Origin of the sequence: Halobacillus karajensis (assembly GCF_900108515.1) — a bacterium.
GTDB classification, from domain to species: Bacteria; Bacillota; Bacilli; order Bacillales; family Halobacillaceae; genus Halobacillus; species Halobacillus karajensis.
On sequence record NZ_FNWW01000005.1, the window covers coordinates 178,749 to 199,055 of the forward strand.

Sequence of the window (20,307 nt, forward strand, 5' to 3'; positions counted from 1 at the left end):
CTGAAATCCATTCCATGTATAAAAAAACTGCAAGTTTGGTCTTAACTTATAGATAATGTGCTAGTCTCTTGAACTTTAGTTCTATTCATTAATCGTGTATAATAGGCGTGTTTTGTATAAAGGAGAAGATATCGATGACTGCTACATTCTACAACTTGAAAACAGATGGATCTTTTTTTCAATATTTGAACCGAAAAAATCAATATAAACAGCCTGTGAGAGAATGTATGCTTCGTACGATAGCGAATCTGGAAGATATGCGAACAACGGAACATCGTCCAGGAATGCTGCTTGGAAAGATTCAATCGGGGAAGACGCGTGCATTTATCGGCATAATGGGGCTGGCCTATGATCATGGTTTTGATATGGTCATCCTTTTGACAAAAGGAACGAATGCGTTGGTCAAGCAAACATATGCACGTCTCCAGGAAGAATTTAAAGGGGCAATCGAGCATGACGCGATGAGAGTCTTTGATGTTATGAGCATGCCTGAAAATCTACGAAAATATGAATTATCTCAAAAGCTCGCATTGATTGTTAAAAAGGAGACCCGCAATTTAGATCGTCTTAGGGAAGCAGTAATGGAAAAGTACCCACAGCTTCAAGACAAGCGGGTCTTATTTATAGATGATGAAGCGGATTTTGCAAGTGTTGCCTATGAACATAAAAGGGATAACAACATAAAGCAAATGCGTGTGATTGCCTCAAAAATGAATGACTTAAGAAAAATGCTCAACCGTCCTGCTTTTTTACAAGTGACAGCGACCCCCTATTCGCTCTATCTACAACCTGAACAAATGAAAATTCACGAAGGGAAAGTTTTTGAACCGATTCGTCCTGCCTTTACGGAATTAGTTCCTGTTCATGATCGTTACATCGGGGGCGAAGTCTATTTTGATAAGAGTGAGAAGGATGGGCATCTTGCATCGTACCTTTATCATGAAGTTGAAGAAAAAGAGTTGGAAGTTATGAAAAAAATGGACGGACGACGAGTGAAAATGGATCGACTGCTAACACAGAAAAACATATCAAATATCCGTAAAGCGATTATTAATTTCATTGTAGGAGCGAGTATTCGTCGATTTCAGCAACGTTTAAAGGGCCGCCGTGAACAAAAATATTCGTTTATCATTCATACAGAACGGGGGAAACAGGCGCATTCGTGGCAGGCCGAATTAGTCCAAGCATTCGAAGCGTTATTAATAGAAGGTGCCCGTGAGGGGTCGAAAGAACTGTACCACTTGGTTCGAGAATCTTATGATGACCTTATTCGTTCTGTTAGGACGTTAAAGAAGACGCCTGTTCCTGAATTCGAGGATATTTATGCAGATGTACGCCACTCCCTTGATGAAGAGTATATGGTGAGTAGTATCGTGAATTCAGAAAAAGATGTTAACGAGCTTCTTGACCACAAAGGTGAGCTTAAGTTAAGGGCGCCGATGAACATCTTTATCGGGGGGCAGATTCTAGATCGAGGAGTGACCATCCACAATTTGATTGGATTCTTTTATGGTAGAAATCCAAAGTCATTTCAGCAGGATACCGTTCTTCAACATTCGCGAATGTATGGGGCAAGACCTATAGCTGACCTTGCTGTCACCCGTTTTTACACGACACAGAAGATTTATAGAGTCATGAAACAAATCCATGAATTTGATCGTGAATTGAGACATGCATTTGAAAGGGGCGGACATCATCAAGGCGTGGTTTTTATTCAAAGAGATCTCAATAATTCCATTCTGCCGTGTAACCCGAATAAAATTTTATTATCCAACCTTACCATGATCACACCTCACAGAAGGATGCTTCCTGTCGGTTTTCAGACCGGTTATAAAACTCATATCCAAAAGACGATTCGGGATATTGATCAGTTTGTTGATCGTGTCCGTAAGAATGCCAGAATCTCAAAAGAGGGTGCTTGTCTTATCCCCGTATCTGATGCGAAGAAAATTCTTACCCTCATTCACGCGACACTGGAGATGGAGGAAGGCCATGACTTTCACTTGGATGAATATGAAGGTGTACTTGACTACTTGGGGGCCGAATCAGGGGATGAGCCTTATGTTTGGTTGCTAACGAAAACGAACCGGAAAATTCGTCGGTTTAAACAGGATGGGAAATATGAAAATTCTCCGGATACACCTGGTAAGGGGGCGGGGGAACTGGCGATAGCGAGGAAGATAGCCCAACAGCATCCTGCTCTTATTCTGCTTCGGCAAGAAGGAAAAAAAGAAGATGGATGGCGAGGCTCCTCATTTTGGTGGCCTGTGATAGTGGCACAGGCAGAGACAGCCCCGACGGTTTTTGCGAACAAAACGATTTAGGAATAGATGCAAGAATTGCCGTGTTTAATCGATTGATAACGCTTGTTTATAATAGGGGAAGAATCAATTGTTAAAAAAAGGAAAGGGGTGAGAGGTGATGGAAGTTATTGGTGTTTATAATGGATGGTTAGTATTTTTATCCATAATTGTGCCCATTCTCTCTTCCTATACAGCGCTGCAAATTGTTAAACGAATGATGCATGCGAAAGATAGCAGCTGTTATAAATGGCTGATTCTTGGCAGCGTGATTTTCGGTGGCGGTATTTGGTCGATGCATTTTATAGCTATGCTTGCCTACGATATGGGCATCTTGGTCATGTATGAGATCCCTGCTGTTCTATTAAGCATGGTAGCTGTCCTTGTTTCCAGTTTTGTTGCTTTTTTTCTTATAAGTAAAGGGGTTCATAAGGCCGTTTGGCGTTTCGCAGGGGCTGTATTAATTGCTGTTAGTATTATCTCCATGCATTATATTGGGATGGATGCCATGGAGATGGATGCTTACATCAAGTACGATTCTCGTTTGGTAGGAGTGTCGATAGGAATTGCCTTAGTTGTCTCTTTTGCCAGCTTGCGTCTTTTTTCTCTGCATTCACAGAAGCAAGTCATTGATAACAGGAAAGAAGAAGTTAAAGTAAGGCTGAGCGCTGTCTTTATGGGCGTAGCTGTATCAGGGATGCATTATACGGGGATGGCATCTGCTTCCTTTTATTTGAAAGGAGATGGACTGTCGGCAGAAGGTCCGGCCATCGATCCTGGTTCTTTAGGATGGGTGATAGCTGTAGGTGTTATTTTGATAGTGGTTTTCATTATGGCGCTAATCAAGCTGGATGCAGAGATGGAGACCACCAATACTCGTCTTGAGGTGGCCAATCAGATGTATAGGGCTATCGTTGAAACTGCTAATGATGCCGTAGTGACCTCAGATGATAAAGGGATGGTCATGTCATGGAACAAAGCGGCTGAGAACATTTTTGGTTTTAAGGAAGAAGAAATGGTAGGAATTTCATTATTGAACGTGATGCCTGAAAAATACCGAAAAGCTCATGAACTAGGAATAAAAAGATACAATCAAACCCGAATTTCCCGAGCTATCGGGAGAACCCTGGAGTTGGAAGGTTTACATAAGAATGGATCCACCTTTCCGATCGAGTTGTCGTTATCAACCGTTGAAGATGGAGGACGCACTTATTTTACTGGCATCATTCGTGACATTACAGAGCGTGTCGAAAGTGAACAACGGATCAGGGATCTCGTCTATCAGGATGATCTCACCCAGCTGCCGAACCGACGAGCCCTTTATGATCAATTAGCCGAGTCTATAGAGAGAGTAGATGCTCCGATTGCCGTTATGTTTCTTGATTTGGATAGGTTCAAACAGGTGAATGATGTATATGGCCATCGAATCGGGGATTTATTGCTTTACGAAGGAGCGGAACGCACTAAATCGTGTTTGACTGAAAAAGACCTATTAGCGAGGCAGAGCGGGGATGAATTTATCATGGTTTTACCTGAAAGAGGGGCGTTGGAAGTAAAGCAGATCGCTCAATCCATACTCGAAAAAATCGCAGCCCCCTTTGTGATTGATGGAAGAGAGATTTATATCTCTGGATCAATCGGTATCTGTTTGTATCCGGAAGATGGTTCAACCCCTGACTTATTGATTAAACGTGCGGATACATCCATGTACCAAGCCAAGCAGAGGGGCGGCAATCAGTGTTGTTTTTACACCAAAGAAATAGATGAAAGTTTATCAAGAAAACTTCAGCTGGAAAATGGGTTGAGAAAAGCTTTAGAACGAGATGAAATTGAAGTCTATTACCAGCCACAAGTAGATACGTTTTCTGAGCGGATAACTGGTTTTGAGGCGCTGGCACGATGGAACCATCCAGAGCTTGGTTTTATACGTCCAGATGAATTTATTCCCATGGCTGAAGACACAAAGTTGATTGTACCTCTCGGCGAAAAAGTTTTATTGGAAGCTTGCCACCAATTCAGCAGGTGGCTTGCCGCCGGTTATAATCTTGATCGAATCGGGGTCAATTTATCCGCCATACAATTTCGAGACCCCTCGATCACGGCTACAGTATCTCATGTCCTCAAAGAAACAAATATACGTCCTGAACATTTGGAGCTGGAGCTTACAGAAACGATTGTCCAAGATTCAAAGGAAGCCATTCCTGTTATGCAACACTTGAAAGGCATGGGAGTCCAACTCGCTCTCGATGATTTCGGGACGGGATACTCTTCCCTTAGCTATTTGAAAGATTTTCCTTTAGATACAATTAAAGTAGATAAATCTTTTATTGACGCTATACACCAAAGTGAGAAAGATCGAGCTGTCGTGGATACTTTAATTCGGCTTGCCGCCAAGTTGGAAATGAACGTAATTGCAGAGGGAGTCGAGACAGAATCTCAATTAAACTATTTGCGCATTCATGGTTGTACAGAATATCAAGGGTATGTGTTTAGTGCTCCATTGAAAAAGGGAGAAGCAGGGAAGCTATTGGAGAAGGGGATAGATTGGTAAAATGCAATAAGAAGTGAACATAAAGAAAGGCTGTCGAGACTTGTGCTCGCCAGCCTGAGGCCTTGTAAAGGGTCTTTTCTTTTGTTTGGAAGTTTTAGAACTTCATGATAGGTCCCTTATGAAGTGGGAGCATTCAGCTTCAGTTCCTTTTTCTTCCGGATCTTAAGTCCATACATATAGTGGCCAAAAAACATCAGGGTGATCTTGGATTAGACTTTTGGGGGGAAGCAAGGCGCTTATGCTTTTGTTCCTAGCTTTTATTTTCGATTGGTTCATCAAATAAATCTGTGAATTTGGCAACGTTCTCATAACTGAATTCGAATGCCATTCGAACTTCACCGAATCCGGGTTGATAAAAATAACCTTGGACTTCGTAGCTGCCTGAGTTTTCCCTAACTTTAGTGAGGTGGAAGTATCTCTGGATAAACTGGGCCATTTCCTCCAGTTTCTTATTCCGTACTTTTATCCATTGCTCTCTTAATTCTTTTGTTGGAAAGTCAGATTCTTTTAACATTTGCTCACTCCTCTAAGGAAATCAAAGCTATGAAACTATTTGTTACCATTATACTATAAAAGCTCACTGCTATTTTCAACTACTATCCGAAAATTATGACACTCTCTTTTATTCCCTAACAGCTTATGAACGCTCTTACTTGTTTATTAGTCGTTTTTCTAAATGCAAAAGGATATTAAGACACTCTTTACCTTTCCGTAACGTTATCCTTTACAGTGGAAATTAAAAAGGAGGGGGACCTATTGAAAATAACAGAAGTAGCTCTAAAATTGAACACAACCCCGCGCACCATTCGTTTTTATGAAGAAAAAGGCCTTGTTTTTCCTGGGAAGGCGGGGAATGGTTACCGCTTATATAAGGAAGCGGATGTAAAGACACTACAGGCCGTTTTGGCCTTGAGAGAGGTGGGGATGTCAACGGCGGAAATAAAAACAGCATTGGAACAAGAGGGAGGCGTTTCAGACTTCTTACATAGACAACGTTCGGCCCTTTATAAAGAAATGCTGCAAATAAGAGATATGATTACAGCTTTGGACAAAATGATAGAAGGCAATGAAAAGGACGCGAGGGAAGAGTCTATGATAGAACTAGCCGGAAAGTTAAAGCGTTTAAAGAAAAAACGCGCAAATTGGCAGGATCGCTGGAATTTTGATGATCAGGCATTGGTTTACGATCAAAATATAAAAACAACGGGTTATCGTTTTAATGTCCATGAAAATTATTGGGATGCGCTGCAGATGATAAAAGAATGGGTGGATGCAACGTCAAATGAACAAGGGGTCGATATTGGAACGGGGACAGGAAATCTGACCGGGCTATTCATAGAGGAGGATATTCCTATCATAGCCATTGATCAATCTAAAGAAATGTTGAAAATGTGTAAAAAGAAATTCCCCCGTGCAGATACGCGCCATGGACATTTTCTTTCTTTACCTTTAAAAGATCATGAAGCGGATTTCATAGTGTCCAGCTATGCTCTTCATCATTTACCAGATGATGAAAAAGAGTTGGCACTTGCTGAAATGGATCGAATTTTATCTGGTGGAGGTCGCATAGCTATAGCGGATTTAATGTTTAAAAATAAAACAGACAAACAACAGCTGATCGATCATTTGTGTAAAACAGGAAATACGGAAGCGATCGATGCTATAGAGGATGAATATTATGCGGATCAGTCACGTATTATGAAATGGTTGGAGAACAAGGGGTATAAAGTGCAGGTGAATCAATTGAATTCGATTCTCCATCTATTATTTGCCCGTAAATAGGTTGTAGAAGGACAACTTTGTTCGTTGAAGAAAAAATCTCTAATGAAGATTCAGGCTACCGAATAACTTTTTCATGGCGGGGGACAAAGAAGATCTATAATATTTTAAAATAAGGAAGGTGAGTACTTTCCACAAATTTTCCACATTTGTATAAAAAACACCATAAATTTGGCTGAACACTTGCCACGACAAGGGTCGGAGGGATTACTTTATGGAGTTGTCACTTATGAAGCCATTCCTTATGTGTTTACAGATAGGGGTTCCGTGTTACAATGGCTAACACAACGGTGAATAAAGGAGAAATGACAGTGAATAAAAAGTGGTTATTAAGCTTAATGTTAGTAGCTTTTGTGGCTCTACTTGCCGCATGTGGTGAAGATGAAGGGGCCAAGGAAGAAAAAGAAGCGGGCCAAAGTGAAGAAGCGAGTCAAGAGTCTGGGGAAAAGCAGAAAACTCCTGAACCGGATCTTGAAGGTATTCCAGATGTGGTTGCTGAAGTAAATGGAGAAGAAATCAAAAAGAAAGAATTTGAATCCACTTATAAAGGTCAGTTCCAACAGGCTGCTATGCAGTCACAAATGACAGGGCAGGAATTGGACCAAGATCAGTTGAAAAAACAAGTAGCTGATAGTTTAGTCGGTCAAGAGTTATTGATGCAAGAAGCGGACAAACGTGAATTTTCTGCATCAGACGAGGAAGTCAATAATAAACTAGAAGAACTTGCTAAACAACAGCAAGTAGAATCAGCAGACGAGTTCCTTAAGGCTTTGGAAGAGCAAGGGATGAGTGAAAAAGAAGTAAAATCACAAATTCAGTCTCAAATTAAAATTGACAAGCTTATTTCAGAAGAAGCTGGAGATGTTCAGCCATCTGAAAAAGAAATGAAAGAAGCTTATGATAAAATGAAAGAACAACAGGAACAAATGGATTCTAAGCAGGAAGTTCCATCTTATGAAGAAGCTAAACCGACAATTGAACAACAATTGACGCGTCAAAAAGAAGGGGAAGCGACTCAAAAAATCGTGGACAACCTTCGTGAAGACGCAGATGTTACAGTAAACCTGTAAAAAACAAATGATACAAAAGAACCCCCGGACCCTAAAAAGGGTCCGGGGGTTCTTTTGTGATGATAGAATATCCAAATACAAATACTGGGGGACCAGGTCATACAAATAATGGAAATTAAATAAACATGGATACGAATATGGCTGTGATAAAGCTTGCGAGTGTCCCTCCGATGATGGCTTTGAGTCCGAGTTTGGCGACTTGGGATTGCTTGTTTGGAGCTAGAGACCCAAGACCGACAATTAACTGACCAATGGAGGAGAGGTTTGCGAAATTACATAGGGCCACAGACATCACAGCGATTGTTTTAGGGGAGAATTGATCCATCATCTCCTGCATGTTTCCATAGGCGAGAAATTCATTGGAGGCTAGTTTAGTACCGATCAAAGAAGCTGCCTGAAATGCATCTGATAACGGGATTCCAATGAGAATCGCAAAAGGATAAAATAGGTAGCCAAAAACCGTCGATAGATCAGTATGAACAATACCAAGGAGGCCATTGACCAAGGCAATCATACTCATAAAAGCAATGAGAAGACCACCAATATTCATGGCCAATTTAACACCGTTCACAGCTCCATCGGAAATGGCTTCAAAGACATTGGTTTGTTCTGAACTGGCCATTTGTACATTTCCATCCAATTCCGACTCTTCTGCTTCTGGTTCAAGGAGCTTAGCTATGACAAGAGAAACTAAAGGTACGCTGAAAATGGAGATTAATAGATAATTTAAATCAATGCCCATTTCTACGTATCCGACCAGGATAGCACCACTTGCAGATGCGGTGCCTCCTACCATGATGGCAAAGGTTTCAGAACGAGTCATTTTAGCCAAGTAAGGTTTAACGAGCAAAGGGGCTTCAGCTACTCCGAGAAAGGTATTACCTACAGCGCTGAAGGATTCGACTTTGGATGTCTTTAATAACTTCCCAACAATGGTGCCTAAGAACTTTACGATAAATGGGAGGACCCGAAGATAATAGAGTGCGGAAATTAATGACGATATAAAAATTAAGGCTCCCAATACATTAATGGCAAAAAGAAAATCGATCTCTGTTTCCGCGAACAGCGGGCCGAATACAAATTCTATCCCTGCTGAACTATAATCGATAATGCTTTGAATAAATAGAGCCGCTTTTTTCAATATGACCTGCCCTAATGATACGTTTAACATCGTATACACAAAAACACCTTCAAGTACTAGTCCAATAATGATTGTGTGCCACTTTACCATCTTTCTATTACTGCTTAGCAGCCAGGCTAGCGCGATGATCACAAGTAATGAAATAAGTCCTGTAAGAAAACTCATGATGTTCCTCCTTGGAATAATAATACGGATTCCTTTAATAGAGGTAGGATGTCGGACATCTCAGCTAATAAAAAAACCTCTTTCCTTAATGGGAAAAGGAAAGAGGCAGAGAGGGTTCAGCAATCCCTCATCAGCTAACTTTCCTTATAGTCCGGCCATTTACGGTAGCCAGGTAGAGACTTGTGGACCTTATTTCCACATTTATATAAGGAATCCGTATAGAATAGAATGATAGAAATTCTAGCAGACACTATTTGGCATGGCAAGGCACTTGACGAATGTTTTAATATACAAAAAATTCAGGAGGAAAATAAAAGGTATGGATGAAAAGGCCTCATGAACGGTTTTAGGTTTATGGAGAATAAAAAAACGTCTCCCCCGTAAATGAGATGAGACGTTCCTTACACATGAATTAAAATTATTTGTTCCCCTTTTAACCTCGTCCCCTTTACCGACGAGGTTAAAAGGGGAAATGCTAAAATTTATGTGAAAACAATGGGGCTATAGAACTTTCAGAGGGTTTGGTAAAATAGAAGGGGGATGGCATGTCCCCGTTTTTAAAGCAGTTGGAGGTTGTATGAAAACATTTAAGAAAATACTTTTAATTGTAATCGGGTGGATTTCATTCGCGGTTGGGGTAGTAGGGATTGCACTTCCCTTGATTCCTACGACGCCTTTACTCTTGTTAGCAGCGGCTTGTTTTTTTCGAAGCTCAGATCGGATGTATGATTGGCTGCTGACAAACAAGTATTTTGGAAAGTATATTCGTGAATACCGTGAGCAGCGTGGAATTCCCCTTAGGGCTAAATGGGTGGGGATAAGTCTCCTATGGGTCTCGATCCTATCTTCCATTATTTTTGTAGTTCCCTTGTTTTATGTAAAAGTTCTCATGATCATCATCGCCACTTACTTCACTTGGTTTATTTTGAGATTAAATACAATACGGTAGGCTAAAGTAAGAATGTAAGAAGGGGATTTTGTCCAAAAGTGAAAATCCAAAATAAAAAAGCTGGTCCTCTGCAAAGGAGAGATCAGCTTTTTTATTTAATGTTTTTTATCCCTATAATGCTTTGCTTAACTTCGTTCAGCATATTTTCCCTTCTCAGTTTTTTAAGCAAATTGTTGTAAAGCATGAAACATCTGCTTGCCTTCGTCATTGAGTACATGACCATTACCGTGGCAGCGTCCACATTCTTTTTGATAACTCGTTTCTTCAACAGCCAGTTTCCAGGCATGAGTGTCATCAGCATGGTTCATACGTTGATAATGGTCCATTAGCATGTTTGCTTTACTGCTGTCATACTCTTTATAATTTCCGGTTCCGTGACAAAGGGGGCAGACATTGTAGAGGTGACTCACCGTTTTTGTATTCAAAAGAACACTTCCTTTTATTTGATATAGTTAAATTATGATTGATTTTATGGAATATTCAGACTAATTGCAATAGGCTTTGAACATATAAAAAAGAAAAAAAGTAATTCGGGCTAACAAACTATAAAAAGCCACCGGAGAACCCGGTGGCTGCAGTGTTAGATTTATTCTATTATTTACCGATGAACATTTGTGTCCAGTAGTTTCCGTCTTCTGCATGTCCCACTCCAATATGAGTGAAGTCAGGATTCATGATGTTTTTACGGTGACCTTCACTATTCATCCAGCCTTCGACCACTTGCTCAGGAGACGTTTGTCCCATTGCAATGTTCTCACCAGCTGTACGGTAGTCGATTCCATAAGACTTCATCATATCAAATGGAGAACCATGTGTTGGGCTGTTGTGAGAGAAATAGTCATTCTTCTGCATATCTAGTGATTTATCTTTAGCTACACCACTAAGCTCTGTATCTAGTTTAAGAGGCTCCAGCCCCTGTTTTTCACGTTCTTGGTTTGTCAATTCTACTACTTGCTTTTCGAATGCAGAAACTTCGGAAGATGCTTCTTGCTGATTATTTTCTTCTTGTTCTACTTCTTCCGTTGGTTGTTCTTGTTCTGGTGCAGGTTCTGCTTCTGTTTGTTTGTCAGGTTGTTCTTGAGCAGACTCCTGTTGTTGTGTTTCTTTAGCCGGTTTATCTTGCTGCTGGTCATTCCACTGTTTTTGGTAACGATCTAGAATGGATTGCAGCTCTTCTTGACTTAATTTATATTGGAAGCTGTTTTCACCTGTTTGCTGGATATTTTGGGTGTCTATTTTATACGTGTATTGCACGTCTCCAGAAGACGCCAGTGAAGTGGCAGGTGAAACTAGTAATGATAGGGCAAGAGCTCCTGATACAATAAGAGATTTTTTCATCATGCTAAAAATTCCTCCTTGAAACTTGTGTTTTTTGGAACGACTTCATCGTATCATCCAACTTTTGTAACATAAGAGGAGAAGATTTCCAAAGAGTAATAGATTCATCTTGGATTCAAAATGAAAAACTTATATTCTTTGGTGTCACTGTATTTTTATCTAAATGATTAAAAAAAAGGGAATGGTAAATCTTAGATCCTCATAAACTTTTTACTAGATAAAAGGGGTTGACAGACTTATCAGGAAGGTCCGTTTTTTACGAATATGACAAGACTTTTACAAGGGATGGTCTCTTTAAAAAGTATGGAAAATCCATACCTGGTTTTTCCTCAAGGAAAAGGTTTATGGTATAGTGAAGAAAAGAGGGAGGTAGAGAGATGGATACAATATTCTTGGAAACACCTAAACAGGGGAAGCTTAATTTGAAGGCGGACCGTGTTGTCTTCTTTGAACAAATGCAGGTCATGGAAGCTCATGATGAAACCACCTGTTTTACGCTCTTTTTCTATAAGCAGCAATACTTAACGGCAGTGAAAACGAGCCGCGTGAAGATTGATTGTTATCTTGGTCGAATTCTTAAAGAAGGAAGCCATTATGGAGCCGCTCATCCGTTCCTTCAGGCTTTGATTAAAAGTCATACCACACCGTCACTTCGTAAAATCAGCTACCCTCAGCTGAAGCAACAAATGGAGAAGAATCGTTATTCCCGTCAAGAACAAGCGAAGATCCTCACTGTATTCGAATCATTTATTCCCAAAAAACAACTGTTTAAAGACATAAAATCTCTTTTCTATCAGTATCGCAGGGAAGGGAACATGTCTGGCGCTTATCAAATCGTCAGGGTATTGCAGGACTTTGCGCCGAAGAATAGTTTTGTGAGAGAAGTAGGAAACGATCTTTCTTTTAAGAAACTCGAATCGATGTACTTAGATAAATCCGCAAAACTATTGGAACGAGATCCTTTTTTCAAAGAAGAGTGTTCCTCTATGATTGAGCTTCGCGCGCTTTTTGAAGAAGAAGGCCGGTATTTAGAAGCTGTTTCTATTGTCATGGCTGATTTGGTTGAGCACCCTACTCAAGAAAACTACATCCATTACACACAGTTGATTGAGCACTATTTTCCCTCTGAACAGCAAATTGTGATGCTGGAACACCTTTACGAACTCATTCCAGCCTTCCCTCCTCTTATCGAAGACCTTTTCCACTCTTATGTAAATCAAAAAGAAGTGGTTTCTCTGATTCCCTTGATTGTCAATCACAAGGGTATATTAAATGAGGATAAACTAAATCAAATGGAAGATTTACTTGAGGCTTCTCTATCAGACATAAGTCCAACCACACGTTTGGCTCCTCTCATGAAGATACTTGTGGAGGAAAGAACCGGTCGAATAGACACTCTCTTTGAAAAGTATGTGATTTCTCTTATGTCATCTACTGATCTTGAACAGGCGATTGCTCATCTGAATGAATTTCCTCAAACTTTGCCGATTGTTAGGAAGGTTAAACGAATGGGAGAGATTCAAGAAGACTTTGATTCGATTCAAGAACTCGGCATTTCCTATTATGAACTGCACCAATTGGATCAGGCGCTGGATTGTTTTCAAATGGAAATGGAGCTTAAACCCAACGATCCTGAACCGCTGCGGTGGATTGCGAAAATTTATGGAGCCAAACAAATGGTTCATGAGGCCAAGATATATCAGCAATTGTGCGCAGATGTTCAAAAATGGGCTTAGAATTAAGAGATGTTGGGTGATTCAATTGACTATTTCATGGATATCCTTTATAAAAGACGAGTGAGAAAAACTTTATAGTCGCAGTACGTTCGTATAAGGCTGTGGCCAATTAGGGAAAGTGGGGAAATGAAGATCGGTCTGCGAAATTTTATTGAACATAAATGGTTTTCGCGTGTTATTCTGTCTGTGATTTTAGTCAACGCTGTTCTAATTGGAATGGCCACAAACGAAACAGTTTATCAAAGCTATGAATCAACATTTGTCTTCTTGGATATTTTGATTTTGTCTATATTTACGATCGAGATTATACTAAAGTTGATTTTGTATCGGAAGGACTTCTTCAAAGATGGATGGAATGTATTTGATTTTATCATTGTTTTTGGAAGTTTAGTTTTATACAATACCCACTTAGTAGGAGTATTGCGGATTCTTAGAGTATTGCGTGTCTTGAGGACTATTTCCATCGTACCCTCATTGAAAAGACTCACAAGCGCGCTTTTCTTAGCTATACCGGCCATTGGTTCTGTAACGGTTCTGATGGGGATTATCTTTTATGTTTATGCCATAATTGGAACCAGTTTTTTTGGTGAGGTTGCACCTGAATACTTTGGGGATGTGGGACTGAGTGCATTGACATTATTCCAGGTCTTTACATTGGAAAGTTGGGCGAGTGGTGTTTTTAGACCTGTTTTTGCTGAAATGGCATGGTCATGGTTGTATTTTGTATCATTCATTATCGTCTCTACGTTTATCATTTTGAATTTAATCGTTGGGGAAATTGTGAATAATGCTCAACAGCTTTCTGAGCATGCAAAGGAAGAGAGTGAAGATATGCAGAAGCTCATGAGGAATATGGATGAGCTGAAGCAAATGATACGAGAGCAAAACCATCATAACAAAAATAAGACAGGATGATTGAAGTCGAAGAGAGCTCTATCCAAATTTGGATGGGGCTCTCTTCCTTTATTGCCAAGATCATTAGATCACTTTTAATTTCCTCAGGATGTTTCCTCCCCTCAGCGCATTGGAGTAATGTCAATGTAAGAATAAAAGACCGATGGAAATCGGTATAAAACTCCAAAATAAGATGATGACACAGAATCCCATAATGTCTTTTACTTTCAGGCCAGCTATAGCCAAAAGCGGTAATGCCCAAAAAGGCTGAATCATGTTGGTCCATGCATCCCCCCAGGCTACAGCCATGGCTGTTTTCGCTGTACTTACACCAAGGTCCAAAGCCGCGGGAACCATAATAGGGGCTTGTACAGCCCACTGGCCTCCACCAGAAGGGACGAAGAAGTTGACAATCCCTGCACTGATGAACGCGAACAATGGAAAGGTAAACTCTGTAGATATACTGACAAACCAATTGGACATTTGTTCAGATAACCCTGAAGCCACCATCATTCCCATTATGCCTGCATAGAAAGGGAATTGAATAATTATTCCTCCCGCGTTTTGAACAGCATCATGGATACTGTTCAAAAACCTTCTTGGTGTTTGATGGAAGAGGATTCCGAGGAATAAGAAAATGAAATTTACAATATTGATGTTCAGCTCAAATCCACTTCTCATAAAGTGATAAAGGATGAAGAGTAATCCGAGAAGCCCGATGAGTAGGGATATTATTCTGCTGTTTTCAAGTCTTTCGGCTGGGGTCATATCAGAAGTCGTTGCTGCCATGTGCTGTTCAGCCGTATTTTCTTCCTTTAAAAAATCACGATTGTCTTTACTTAAGTCACCGTTGGATTTCAGCAACCATAAGTTAAGCAGGGGAAGAGAGAGGAGTAAGGTCACGATGATGAATATATTCATTTCACTGAATAATGTTTCTGTGATGGCGATTGCACCAATAGAATCTGCCAGGAAGTGGTCTTCGGTAGCGATAGTCAACGGTATAGAGGCAGACAAACCCCCGTGCCAAAGAAGAAACCCACTGTAGGCGCTGGCCATTAATAAACGATAGTCCACGTTTGGCACACGTCGGGCTACATGAATGGCTAATAAAGCGCCAACAACTAATCCAAAACCATAGTTAACTAAACATGCAAGACCGGCAACAAATGTGACTAATAAGATTGCCTGTGCTGGGGTCCTGGCCAGCTTACTTAATTTAGATAAAACGGATTTAACAAGCGGGGTATTGGCTAATATGTATCCCGTAACCACAATAAGGGACATTTGCATAGCAAATGCGAGAAGGTCCCAAAAGCCATCTCCCCAAAATTGAACCATTTGTCCTGGTGAACTGTCTGTAATGGCAATCCCCAATCCAAATACGACGAAAGTTAAAAGAATGGCAAATAAAAAGGCATCCGGCAAAAACCTTTGAACCATACGATCAAAGAAGTGAGTAACACCTCGAAGCATAAAACGACCTCCCAATTATGTAATCGCTTTCAACAATTATAAGTTTCCTTCAAATCGAATGAAAATTCAAGAGAAAATGAGGAGGTACCTGAGGGAATATTCTTATCAAGTGTTAGAAATAATTATATACTTTCATGCACCCTGAAAGGTGGGTAAGGAGAATCAATATATTTGTGAACAATTAGAAGCTCTTAAAATCATTTCTAGTTAATTTTGAGTAATAAAATAGGGATCTAATATAAGAAGGAGAGGTTGTAGAATGATGCCATGACCTCTCTATTTGTCTAAGAATTTGAAAAAACAAGGGGATACGCCGCCTTTATTAAATATACATCTCATTCTTTTTCATCACGTATCCTCTTTAGGTGAAAGTATCTTAGTTCGGTTTCACCATTTCTTTCCGCTACTGTCCCCACCTCCCAATTATGAAAGGGGAGAATCATTCAAATCACACAATTGGGCATACACACATAAATTAGCGGTAGAGGTGGTGAGCATGAAAGATCGTAAAAGGGAGTCTGTGACGGACCCTTTACAAATGGAAAAACTGGAATGGAAAAAGAGACAAATGCAACATCGCTTTAAACAAATATTGACGATATCATCGCCGATTTTCATTGTATTGTTATGGGAGTTTTTATCACGAACAGGATTGATTGACGCCCGTTTCTTCCCACCTCCTACTGAAATTGTAGGTACATTTTGGGCAATGGGAATGAGTGGGGAGTTGTTTCATCATGTCGGTATTTCGCTTTATCGTATTTTTGCTGGATTTTTACTCGGAGTAATCCCAGCCATTATTATCGGGCTTGCCATGGGATTGTACGGTCCTGTACGGCATTTTCTTTCCCCGCTAATTATGGCATTAATGCCGATTCCGACTTTGGCGCTTTTGCCTATCATTATCATTTTGTTTGGTGTCGGTGAAGTTTCCAAAGTAGTGACAATTGCGGGCAGTGTATTCTTTCCTGTAGTCATCAACACAGTGGCAGGTGTTGTCAATATTGACCGCATTTACCTTGACGTTGCGAAGAACTATGGGGCGGATTCGAAGCAATTCTTTTTCAAAATTGCCTTACCTGGATCCATGCCTGTCATGTTGGAAGGGATTCAGATGGGGCAAGCGATAGCACTGTTGACGATTGTTGCTGCCGAAATGATGGGGGCTAACTCGGGAATCGGTTATTTAATCTGGACTTCGTATAAAGCCTTTTTATTGAAGGAAATGTTTGTAGGGCTTGTGCTCATTTCGTTCTTTGGTTATTTATTTTCGCTCATACTCAGAGGGCTTCAAGCTAAACTGCTGCCATGGCGATAATTAATGAAAGGAGTGCAGGGATGGAAGTTAAAATTTCAATAAACGATTTGACGAAGGTATTTTATAAAAAGGATAGTCGCGTAACCGCACTTCAAGGGATATCACTGGATATTGCGGATGGGGAATTTGTCTGTCTTGTCGGTCCCAGTGGTTGTGGGAAAACGACCTTGCTCCGTATTTTGGCTGATTTAGAAAAACCGAGCAGTGGATCTTTTCATATTGGCATAAGCAAACGAGAGCGCCCGCTGCAGTCAATGGTGTTCCAGGAACGAGGTGTCATCCCCTGGCTCACTGTCGAAGGCAATGTAAGCTTCGGATTAAAGATGAGGCATTTACCTGAGGACGTGATCAAGGAGAGGACGTCGTATTATTTAAATAAAGTAGGTCTTGAAAAATTTGCGAAACTCTACCCGAAAGAATTGTCAGGCGGGATGAAACAACGGGTAAGCATTGCACGTGCCTTTGCCAACGACCCGGAAATCCTGTTGATGGATGAACCGTTTGCAGCGCTTGATGAACAGAATAAATTTATCTTACAGGAAGAACTTCTGAATATTTGGTCCGAGACGAAGAAGACAGTCTTGTTTATTACGCATAGCATAGATGAAGCCCTTCTACTTAGCGACCGGATTCTATTAATGAGTTCACAGCCTGGAACAATTATTGATGAGAAACGCATTGATCTGCCTAGACCGAGAAATATGGAACAAGTACGTGCTGATCCAGTAATGGCAGAACATTTCGTGGAAATTTGGAATCACCTTCAGGAAGAGGTCCAACGTTCGCGCAAATAGCATCAGGAAAGGGGATAGACTCCCATGAAAAGAGTGTTCCAATGTCTATCATTTTTGTTAGTGGTTTTTGTTTTATTTGGCTGCGCGTCAAAGGATAATGAAGATAAAACCGTCGGCGATGATTATCCTTCCGGAGACCTGGCCCCGTTAGATAAAAAGACAACAGTAGTCGTTGCTGAAGACGGGGCTGCATCGGGAGCCGGCTTTTACATTGCCAAAGAAAAAGGTTACTTTGAGGATTACAATATTGATATTAAGTTTACAACTTTCGCGAATAGTGATGATATGCTTCCTGCACTTGCAGCCGGGGAGGTAGACATTGCTGGAGGGGTGTCTACTGCCTCATTCTTCAATGCGATTGCCCAGGGCATTGACGTGAAAATCATTGCGGACAAAGGCCACTACTTTGATGGTAACTCTTATTTTAGTTTTGTTATTCGGGAAGATCTGCAGGATGAAGTTAAAGAGTACAGTGATTTGAAAGGAAAAAGGATCGCCGTATCTTCAAGGAATGCGGTGGATGATTATATTTTTCAACGGATGATTGAACATGCTGGACTCACTGAAGACGATGTAGAGTTTGTCTTAATGTCCGATTTCGGAAACATGCTGGCAGCTATGGGGAACAAATCCATTGACGCTGCCCTGCAAATTGAACCTTTAATTACGCAAGGAGAATCGCAGAACCTGCACGTCCGGTTTGGGGATGCCACAGACTTCGCCCCTGAGGCGCAAATTGCTATGGTTCTTGGCAGTCCGGATTTTATTGAAAAAGAAACCGATGTATCCTTACGCTTTATGGCTGCTTATTTAAAAGGGGTCCGTGATTATAATGATGCATTCTTATATGATGAAGGGCTTGATGAAGTCATAGATATTATGACGAAACATACAGCTCTTAAAGATCCGGAAATTTGGAAGAAAGTCGGCGTCACCGGACTTGATCCTAATGGGGAAATGTTTGTAGATGACATCAAAAAACAATTCGATATGTACGATGCGAATGGCGCCATCAGCGGGGATATTGATTTTGATAAGGCTGTTGATACCTCTCTGAGTGAGGAAGTGATTGACTTGATAGGACGTTATGAAAGATAGTTGTTGAAATAACACTTGTCAACGGGTGATTTTTATTGTAAAGTAACGATTAACTCAATTGAATATTTCTTATCAAGAGAAGTGGAGGAACTGGTCCTGTGAAGCTTCAGCAACCACCAACGTCAGTTGGCCGGTGCTAATTCCAGCAAGTGGTAAACACTTGAAAGATAAGAAGGAATGAACGGATACGATTCAAGGGCCTTCTTATGATGAGAAGGCTCTTTTTTATTTGCACACACCTCTTTATTTAATCAAGCAGGTTTACTGGGGTCGAGCCCCCCAACCTATTCTCTTTGGTAAAAAAATATTCAAATGAGTTTATCATACGAAGGAGGATGCATTATGACAAAACCATTAAGCAATGCTTTTGCTCTCATTCCATTTGCTATCTTTATATTCCTATTTATCGGGTCAGGCATAGTAACGGGCGATTTCTATCAAATGCCGGTGCTCGTAGCATTGTTCATTGCGATTCTCGCAGCTTTAGCCATGAATCGCAAAACAGATTTTCAAACGAAGGTATCTCAGTTGACTAAGGGAGGAGGGCATCCCAACATTATTTTAATGGTCATTATATTCCTGCTTGCTGGAGCTTTCGCAGCCGTTGCTTCAGGGATGGGGGCTGTAGAATCCACCGTTAACCTCGGTTTGAGTTACCTGCCTGGGGGATGGATGATCGTTGGTCTGTTTATTATAGGATGCTTTATTTCTATTTCGATGGGGACATCGACGGGCACAGTTGTCGCACTGGCTCCTATTGGTGTAGGAGTGGCTGAACAAACAGATGTCGGCCTCGCTTTAGTGATGGGGGCCATTGTCAGCGGAGCCATGTTCGGTGACAACCTTTCTGTCATTTCTGATACGACTATTGCCGCTGTTCGTACACAAGGAACAGAGATGAAGGAAAAATTTAAAGCTAATTTCTTCATTGTCTTTCCGGTGGCTCTCCTGACTGCTGTTATTTTTGCGATTATTACCGCTGATACAACAGCAAGCTTACAAGAAATTTATCCGTATAATCTGATAGAAATCCTGCCTTATATTGGAGTGCTTGGTTTTGCTATCGCAGGTATCAATGTCATTTACGTGCTGATCGGGGGAATTATCTTTGCAGGTGTTGTCGGTTTTAGCCTCGGCAAGTTTTCCGGTATGGAATTCATCACACTTGTGGGTGATGGATTTACAAATATGCAGACGTTGGCTATGATTGCTATTTTATTAGGTGGTTTAGTGGAGCTCATCAGGCAAAACGGAGGCATTGAGTTCTTATTACAATCCGTGACCAGAAAGGTGAACTCTAACCGTGGTGGTGAATTTGGAATAGCCGGCATTGTGACAGCTGTGAATTTCTCTACTGCTAATAATACGATTTCCATCATTACTGCCGGTCCTCTGGCGAAGCAACTATCCGATGAGTATGGGATCGAAGGACGTCGGTCTGCGAGTATTCTTGATATTTTCTCAAGCTCTGTACAAGGAATCATTCCCTATGGAGGTCAGATGCTTGCGGTAGCGGGGGTAGCAGGTATTTCGCCATTGGCCATTGTCCCATTTTGTTTTTATCCAATGTTGACCATACTAGCGGGTATTTTAGCGATTGTGTTTAGATATCCAGGATTTACAGTTAATGATAAAAGGAAGTCATGGAAGGAAGCTTCGTAAGGGAAAAAGGTCACCTGTTTATAGGTGACCTTTTTT

16 protein-coding genes and 2 riboswitches are annotated in these 20,307 nt (G+C 40.8%); of the genes, 11 read left to right on the forward strand and 5 right to left on the reverse strand.

Going from position 1 to position 20,307, the window contains the following annotated elements; genetic code table 11:
- Positions 1-134: 134 nt before the first annotated feature.
- Together BLW54_RS11940 and BLW54_RS11945 are read left to right on the forward strand one after the other, a co-directional pair.
- Positions 135-2,324, forward strand: a complete 2,190-nt coding sequence (locus BLW54_RS11940; RefSeq protein WP_074734909.1) for a Z1 domain-containing protein — start codon at positions 135-137, stop codon at positions 2,322-2,324.
- 97 nt (positions 2,325-2,421) lie between these two features.
- Positions 2,422-4,851 (forward strand): EAL domain-containing protein, encoded by a 2,430-nt coding sequence (locus BLW54_RS11945; protein ID WP_083391530.1) that lies wholly within the window; start codon positions 2,422-2,424, stop codon positions 4,849-4,851.
- Positions 4,852-5,101: 250 nt separating this feature from the next.
- Here BLW54_RS11945 and BLW54_RS11950 read toward each other — a convergent pair whose 3' ends face one another.
- Positions 5,102-5,365 (reverse strand): hypothetical protein, encoded by a 264-nt coding sequence (locus BLW54_RS11950; RefSeq protein WP_035508412.1) that lies wholly within the window; start codon positions 5,363-5,365, stop codon positions 5,102-5,104.
- A 242-nt stretch (positions 5,366-5,607) separates the two neighbouring features.
- Between BLW54_RS11950 and BLW54_RS11955 the strand changes: the two genes are divergently transcribed.
- On the forward strand, positions 5,608-6,633 hold the full coding sequence (locus tag BLW54_RS11955; protein ID WP_074734915.1) for a MerR family transcriptional regulator: 1,026 nt from the start codon (positions 5,608-5,610) through the stop codon (positions 6,631-6,633).
- Between the two features lie 272 nt (positions 6,634-6,905).
- Positions 6,906-7,700, forward strand: a complete 795-nt coding sequence (locus BLW54_RS11960; RefSeq protein WP_244153511.1) for a SurA N-terminal domain-containing protein — start codon at positions 6,906-6,908, stop codon at positions 7,698-7,700.
- Between the two features lie 115 nt (positions 7,701-7,815).
- Here BLW54_RS11960 and BLW54_RS11965 read toward each other — a convergent pair whose 3' ends face one another.
- The gene (locus BLW54_RS11965; RefSeq protein ID WP_074734918.1) at positions 7,816-9,006 is read right to left on the reverse strand and encodes a NupC/NupG family nucleoside CNT transporter; all 1,191 of its coding nucleotides are present in this window, start codon (positions 9,004-9,006) and stop codon (positions 7,816-7,818) included.
- A gap of 127 nt (positions 9,007-9,133) precedes the next feature.
- Positions 9,134-9,235, reverse strand: a riboswitch (purine riboswitch).
- A 348-nt stretch (positions 9,236-9,583) separates the two neighbouring features.
- Here BLW54_RS11965 and BLW54_RS11970 point away from each other — a divergent pair.
- A complete protein-coding gene (locus tag BLW54_RS11970) occupies positions 9,584-9,955 on the forward strand; it encodes a YbaN family protein (RefSeq protein WP_035508418.1) in 372 nt (123 codons plus the stop codon).
- A 161-nt stretch (positions 9,956-10,116) separates the two neighbouring features.
- Here BLW54_RS11970 and BLW54_RS11975 read toward each other — a convergent pair whose 3' ends face one another.
- Entirely contained in the window at positions 10,117-10,380 is a 264-nt protein-coding gene (locus BLW54_RS11975; RefSeq protein ID WP_035508420.1) for a hypothetical protein, read from the reverse strand.
- Positions 10,381-10,549: 169 nt separating this feature from the next.
- Positions 10,550-11,293: a CAP domain-containing protein gene (locus BLW54_RS11980; RefSeq protein WP_035508807.1), complete on the reverse strand. Its 744-nt coding sequence runs from the start codon at positions 11,291-11,293 to the stop codon at positions 10,550-10,552.
- 377 nt (positions 11,294-11,670) lie between these two features.
- On the opposite strand from BLW54_RS11980, the gene BLW54_RS11985 reads away from it, so the two are divergent.
- The gene (locus BLW54_RS11985; protein ID WP_074734921.1) at positions 11,671-13,029 is read left to right on the forward strand and encodes a hypothetical protein; all 1,359 of its coding nucleotides are present in this window, start codon (positions 11,671-11,673) and stop codon (positions 13,027-13,029) included.
- A gap of 126 nt (positions 13,030-13,155) precedes the next feature.
- Positions 13,156-13,944 (forward strand): ion transporter, encoded by a 789-nt coding sequence (locus BLW54_RS11990; RefSeq protein ID WP_074734924.1) that lies wholly within the window; start codon positions 13,156-13,158, stop codon positions 13,942-13,944.
- A gap of 120 nt (positions 13,945-14,064) precedes the next feature.
- Here BLW54_RS11990 and BLW54_RS11995 read toward each other — a convergent pair whose 3' ends face one another.
- Positions 14,065-15,399, reverse strand: a complete 1,335-nt coding sequence (locus BLW54_RS11995) for a short-chain fatty acid transporter (protein ID WP_074734927.1) — start codon at positions 15,397-15,399, stop codon at positions 14,065-14,067.
- Positions 15,400-15,895: 496 nt separating this feature from the next.
- On the opposite strand from BLW54_RS11995, the gene BLW54_RS12000 reads away from it, so the two are divergent.
- From BLW54_RS12000 to BLW54_RS12015, 4 genes are all read left to right on the forward strand, one after another.
- Complete coding sequence (locus BLW54_RS12000; RefSeq protein WP_035508426.1) at positions 15,896-16,717, forward strand: ABC transporter permease; 822 nt, start codon at positions 15,896-15,898, stop codon at positions 16,715-16,717.
- Between the two features lie 20 nt (positions 16,718-16,737).
- Entirely contained in the window at positions 16,738-17,511 is a 774-nt protein-coding gene (locus BLW54_RS12005; protein ID WP_074734930.1) for an ABC transporter ATP-binding protein, read from the forward strand.
- 24 nt (positions 17,512-17,535) lie between these two features.
- Positions 17,536-18,609: an ABC transporter substrate-binding protein gene (locus BLW54_RS12010; protein ID WP_074734933.1), complete on the forward strand. Its 1,074-nt coding sequence runs from the start codon at positions 17,536-17,538 to the stop codon at positions 18,607-18,609.
- A 66-nt stretch (positions 18,610-18,675) separates the two neighbouring features.
- Positions 18,676-18,783, forward strand: a riboswitch (SAM riboswitch).
- Between the two features lie 168 nt (positions 18,784-18,951).
- A complete protein-coding gene (locus tag BLW54_RS12015) occupies positions 18,952-20,271 on the forward strand; it encodes a Na+/H+ antiporter NhaC family protein (protein WP_074734936.1) in 1,320 nt (439 codons plus the stop codon).
- Positions 20,272-20,307: the final 36 nt, after the last annotated feature.

Bases quoted from the DNA above. Each gene is read 5' to 3' on its own strand.
- BLW54_RS11940 (WP_074734909.1), top strand. From the start codon at position 135: ATGACTGCTACATTCTACAACTTGAAAACAGATGGATCTTTTTTTCAA.
- BLW54_RS11985 (WP_074734921.1), top strand. From the start codon at position 11,671: ATGGATACAATATTCTTGGAAACACCTAAACAGGGGAAGCTTAATTTG.
- BLW54_RS11945 (WP_083391530.1), top strand. From the start codon at position 2,422: ATGGAAGTTATTGGTGTTTATAATGGATGGTTAGTATTTTTATCCATA.
- BLW54_RS11980 (WP_035508807.1), bottom strand. From the start codon at position 11,293: ATGAAAAAATCTCTTATTGTATCAGGAGCTCTTGCCCTATCATTACTA.
- BLW54_RS12015 (WP_074734936.1), top strand. From the start codon at position 18,952: ATGACAAAACCATTAAGCAATGCTTTTGCTCTCATTCCATTTGCTATC.
- BLW54_RS11990 (WP_074734924.1), top strand. From the start codon at position 13,156: ATGAAGATCGGTCTGCGAAATTTTATTGAACATAAATGGTTTTCGCGT.
- BLW54_RS11965 (WP_074734918.1), bottom strand. From the start codon at position 9,006: ATGAGTTTTCTTACAGGACTTATTTCATTACTTGTGATCATCGCGCTA.
- BLW54_RS12005 (WP_074734930.1), top strand. From the start codon at position 16,738: ATGGAAGTTAAAATTTCAATAAACGATTTGACGAAGGTATTTTATAAA.
- BLW54_RS12010 (WP_074734933.1), top strand. From the start codon at position 17,536: ATGAAAAGAGTGTTCCAATGTCTATCATTTTTGTTAGTGGTTTTTGTT.
- BLW54_RS11995 (WP_074734927.1), bottom strand. From the start codon at position 15,399: ATGCTTCGAGGTGTTACTCACTTCTTTGATCGTATGGTTCAAAGGTTT.
- BLW54_RS11960 (WP_244153511.1), top strand. From the start codon at position 6,906: ATGGCTAACACAACGGTGAATAAAGGAGAAATGACAGTGAATAAAAAG.
- BLW54_RS12000 (WP_035508426.1), top strand. From the start codon at position 15,896: ATGAAAGATCGTAAAAGGGAGTCTGTGACGGACCCTTTACAAATGGAA.
- BLW54_RS11970 (WP_035508418.1), top strand. From the start codon at position 9,584: ATGAAAACATTTAAGAAAATACTTTTAATTGTAATCGGGTGGATTTCA.
- BLW54_RS11950 (WP_035508412.1), bottom strand. From the start codon at position 5,365: ATGTTAAAAGAATCTGACTTTCCAACAAAAGAATTAAGAGAGCAATGG.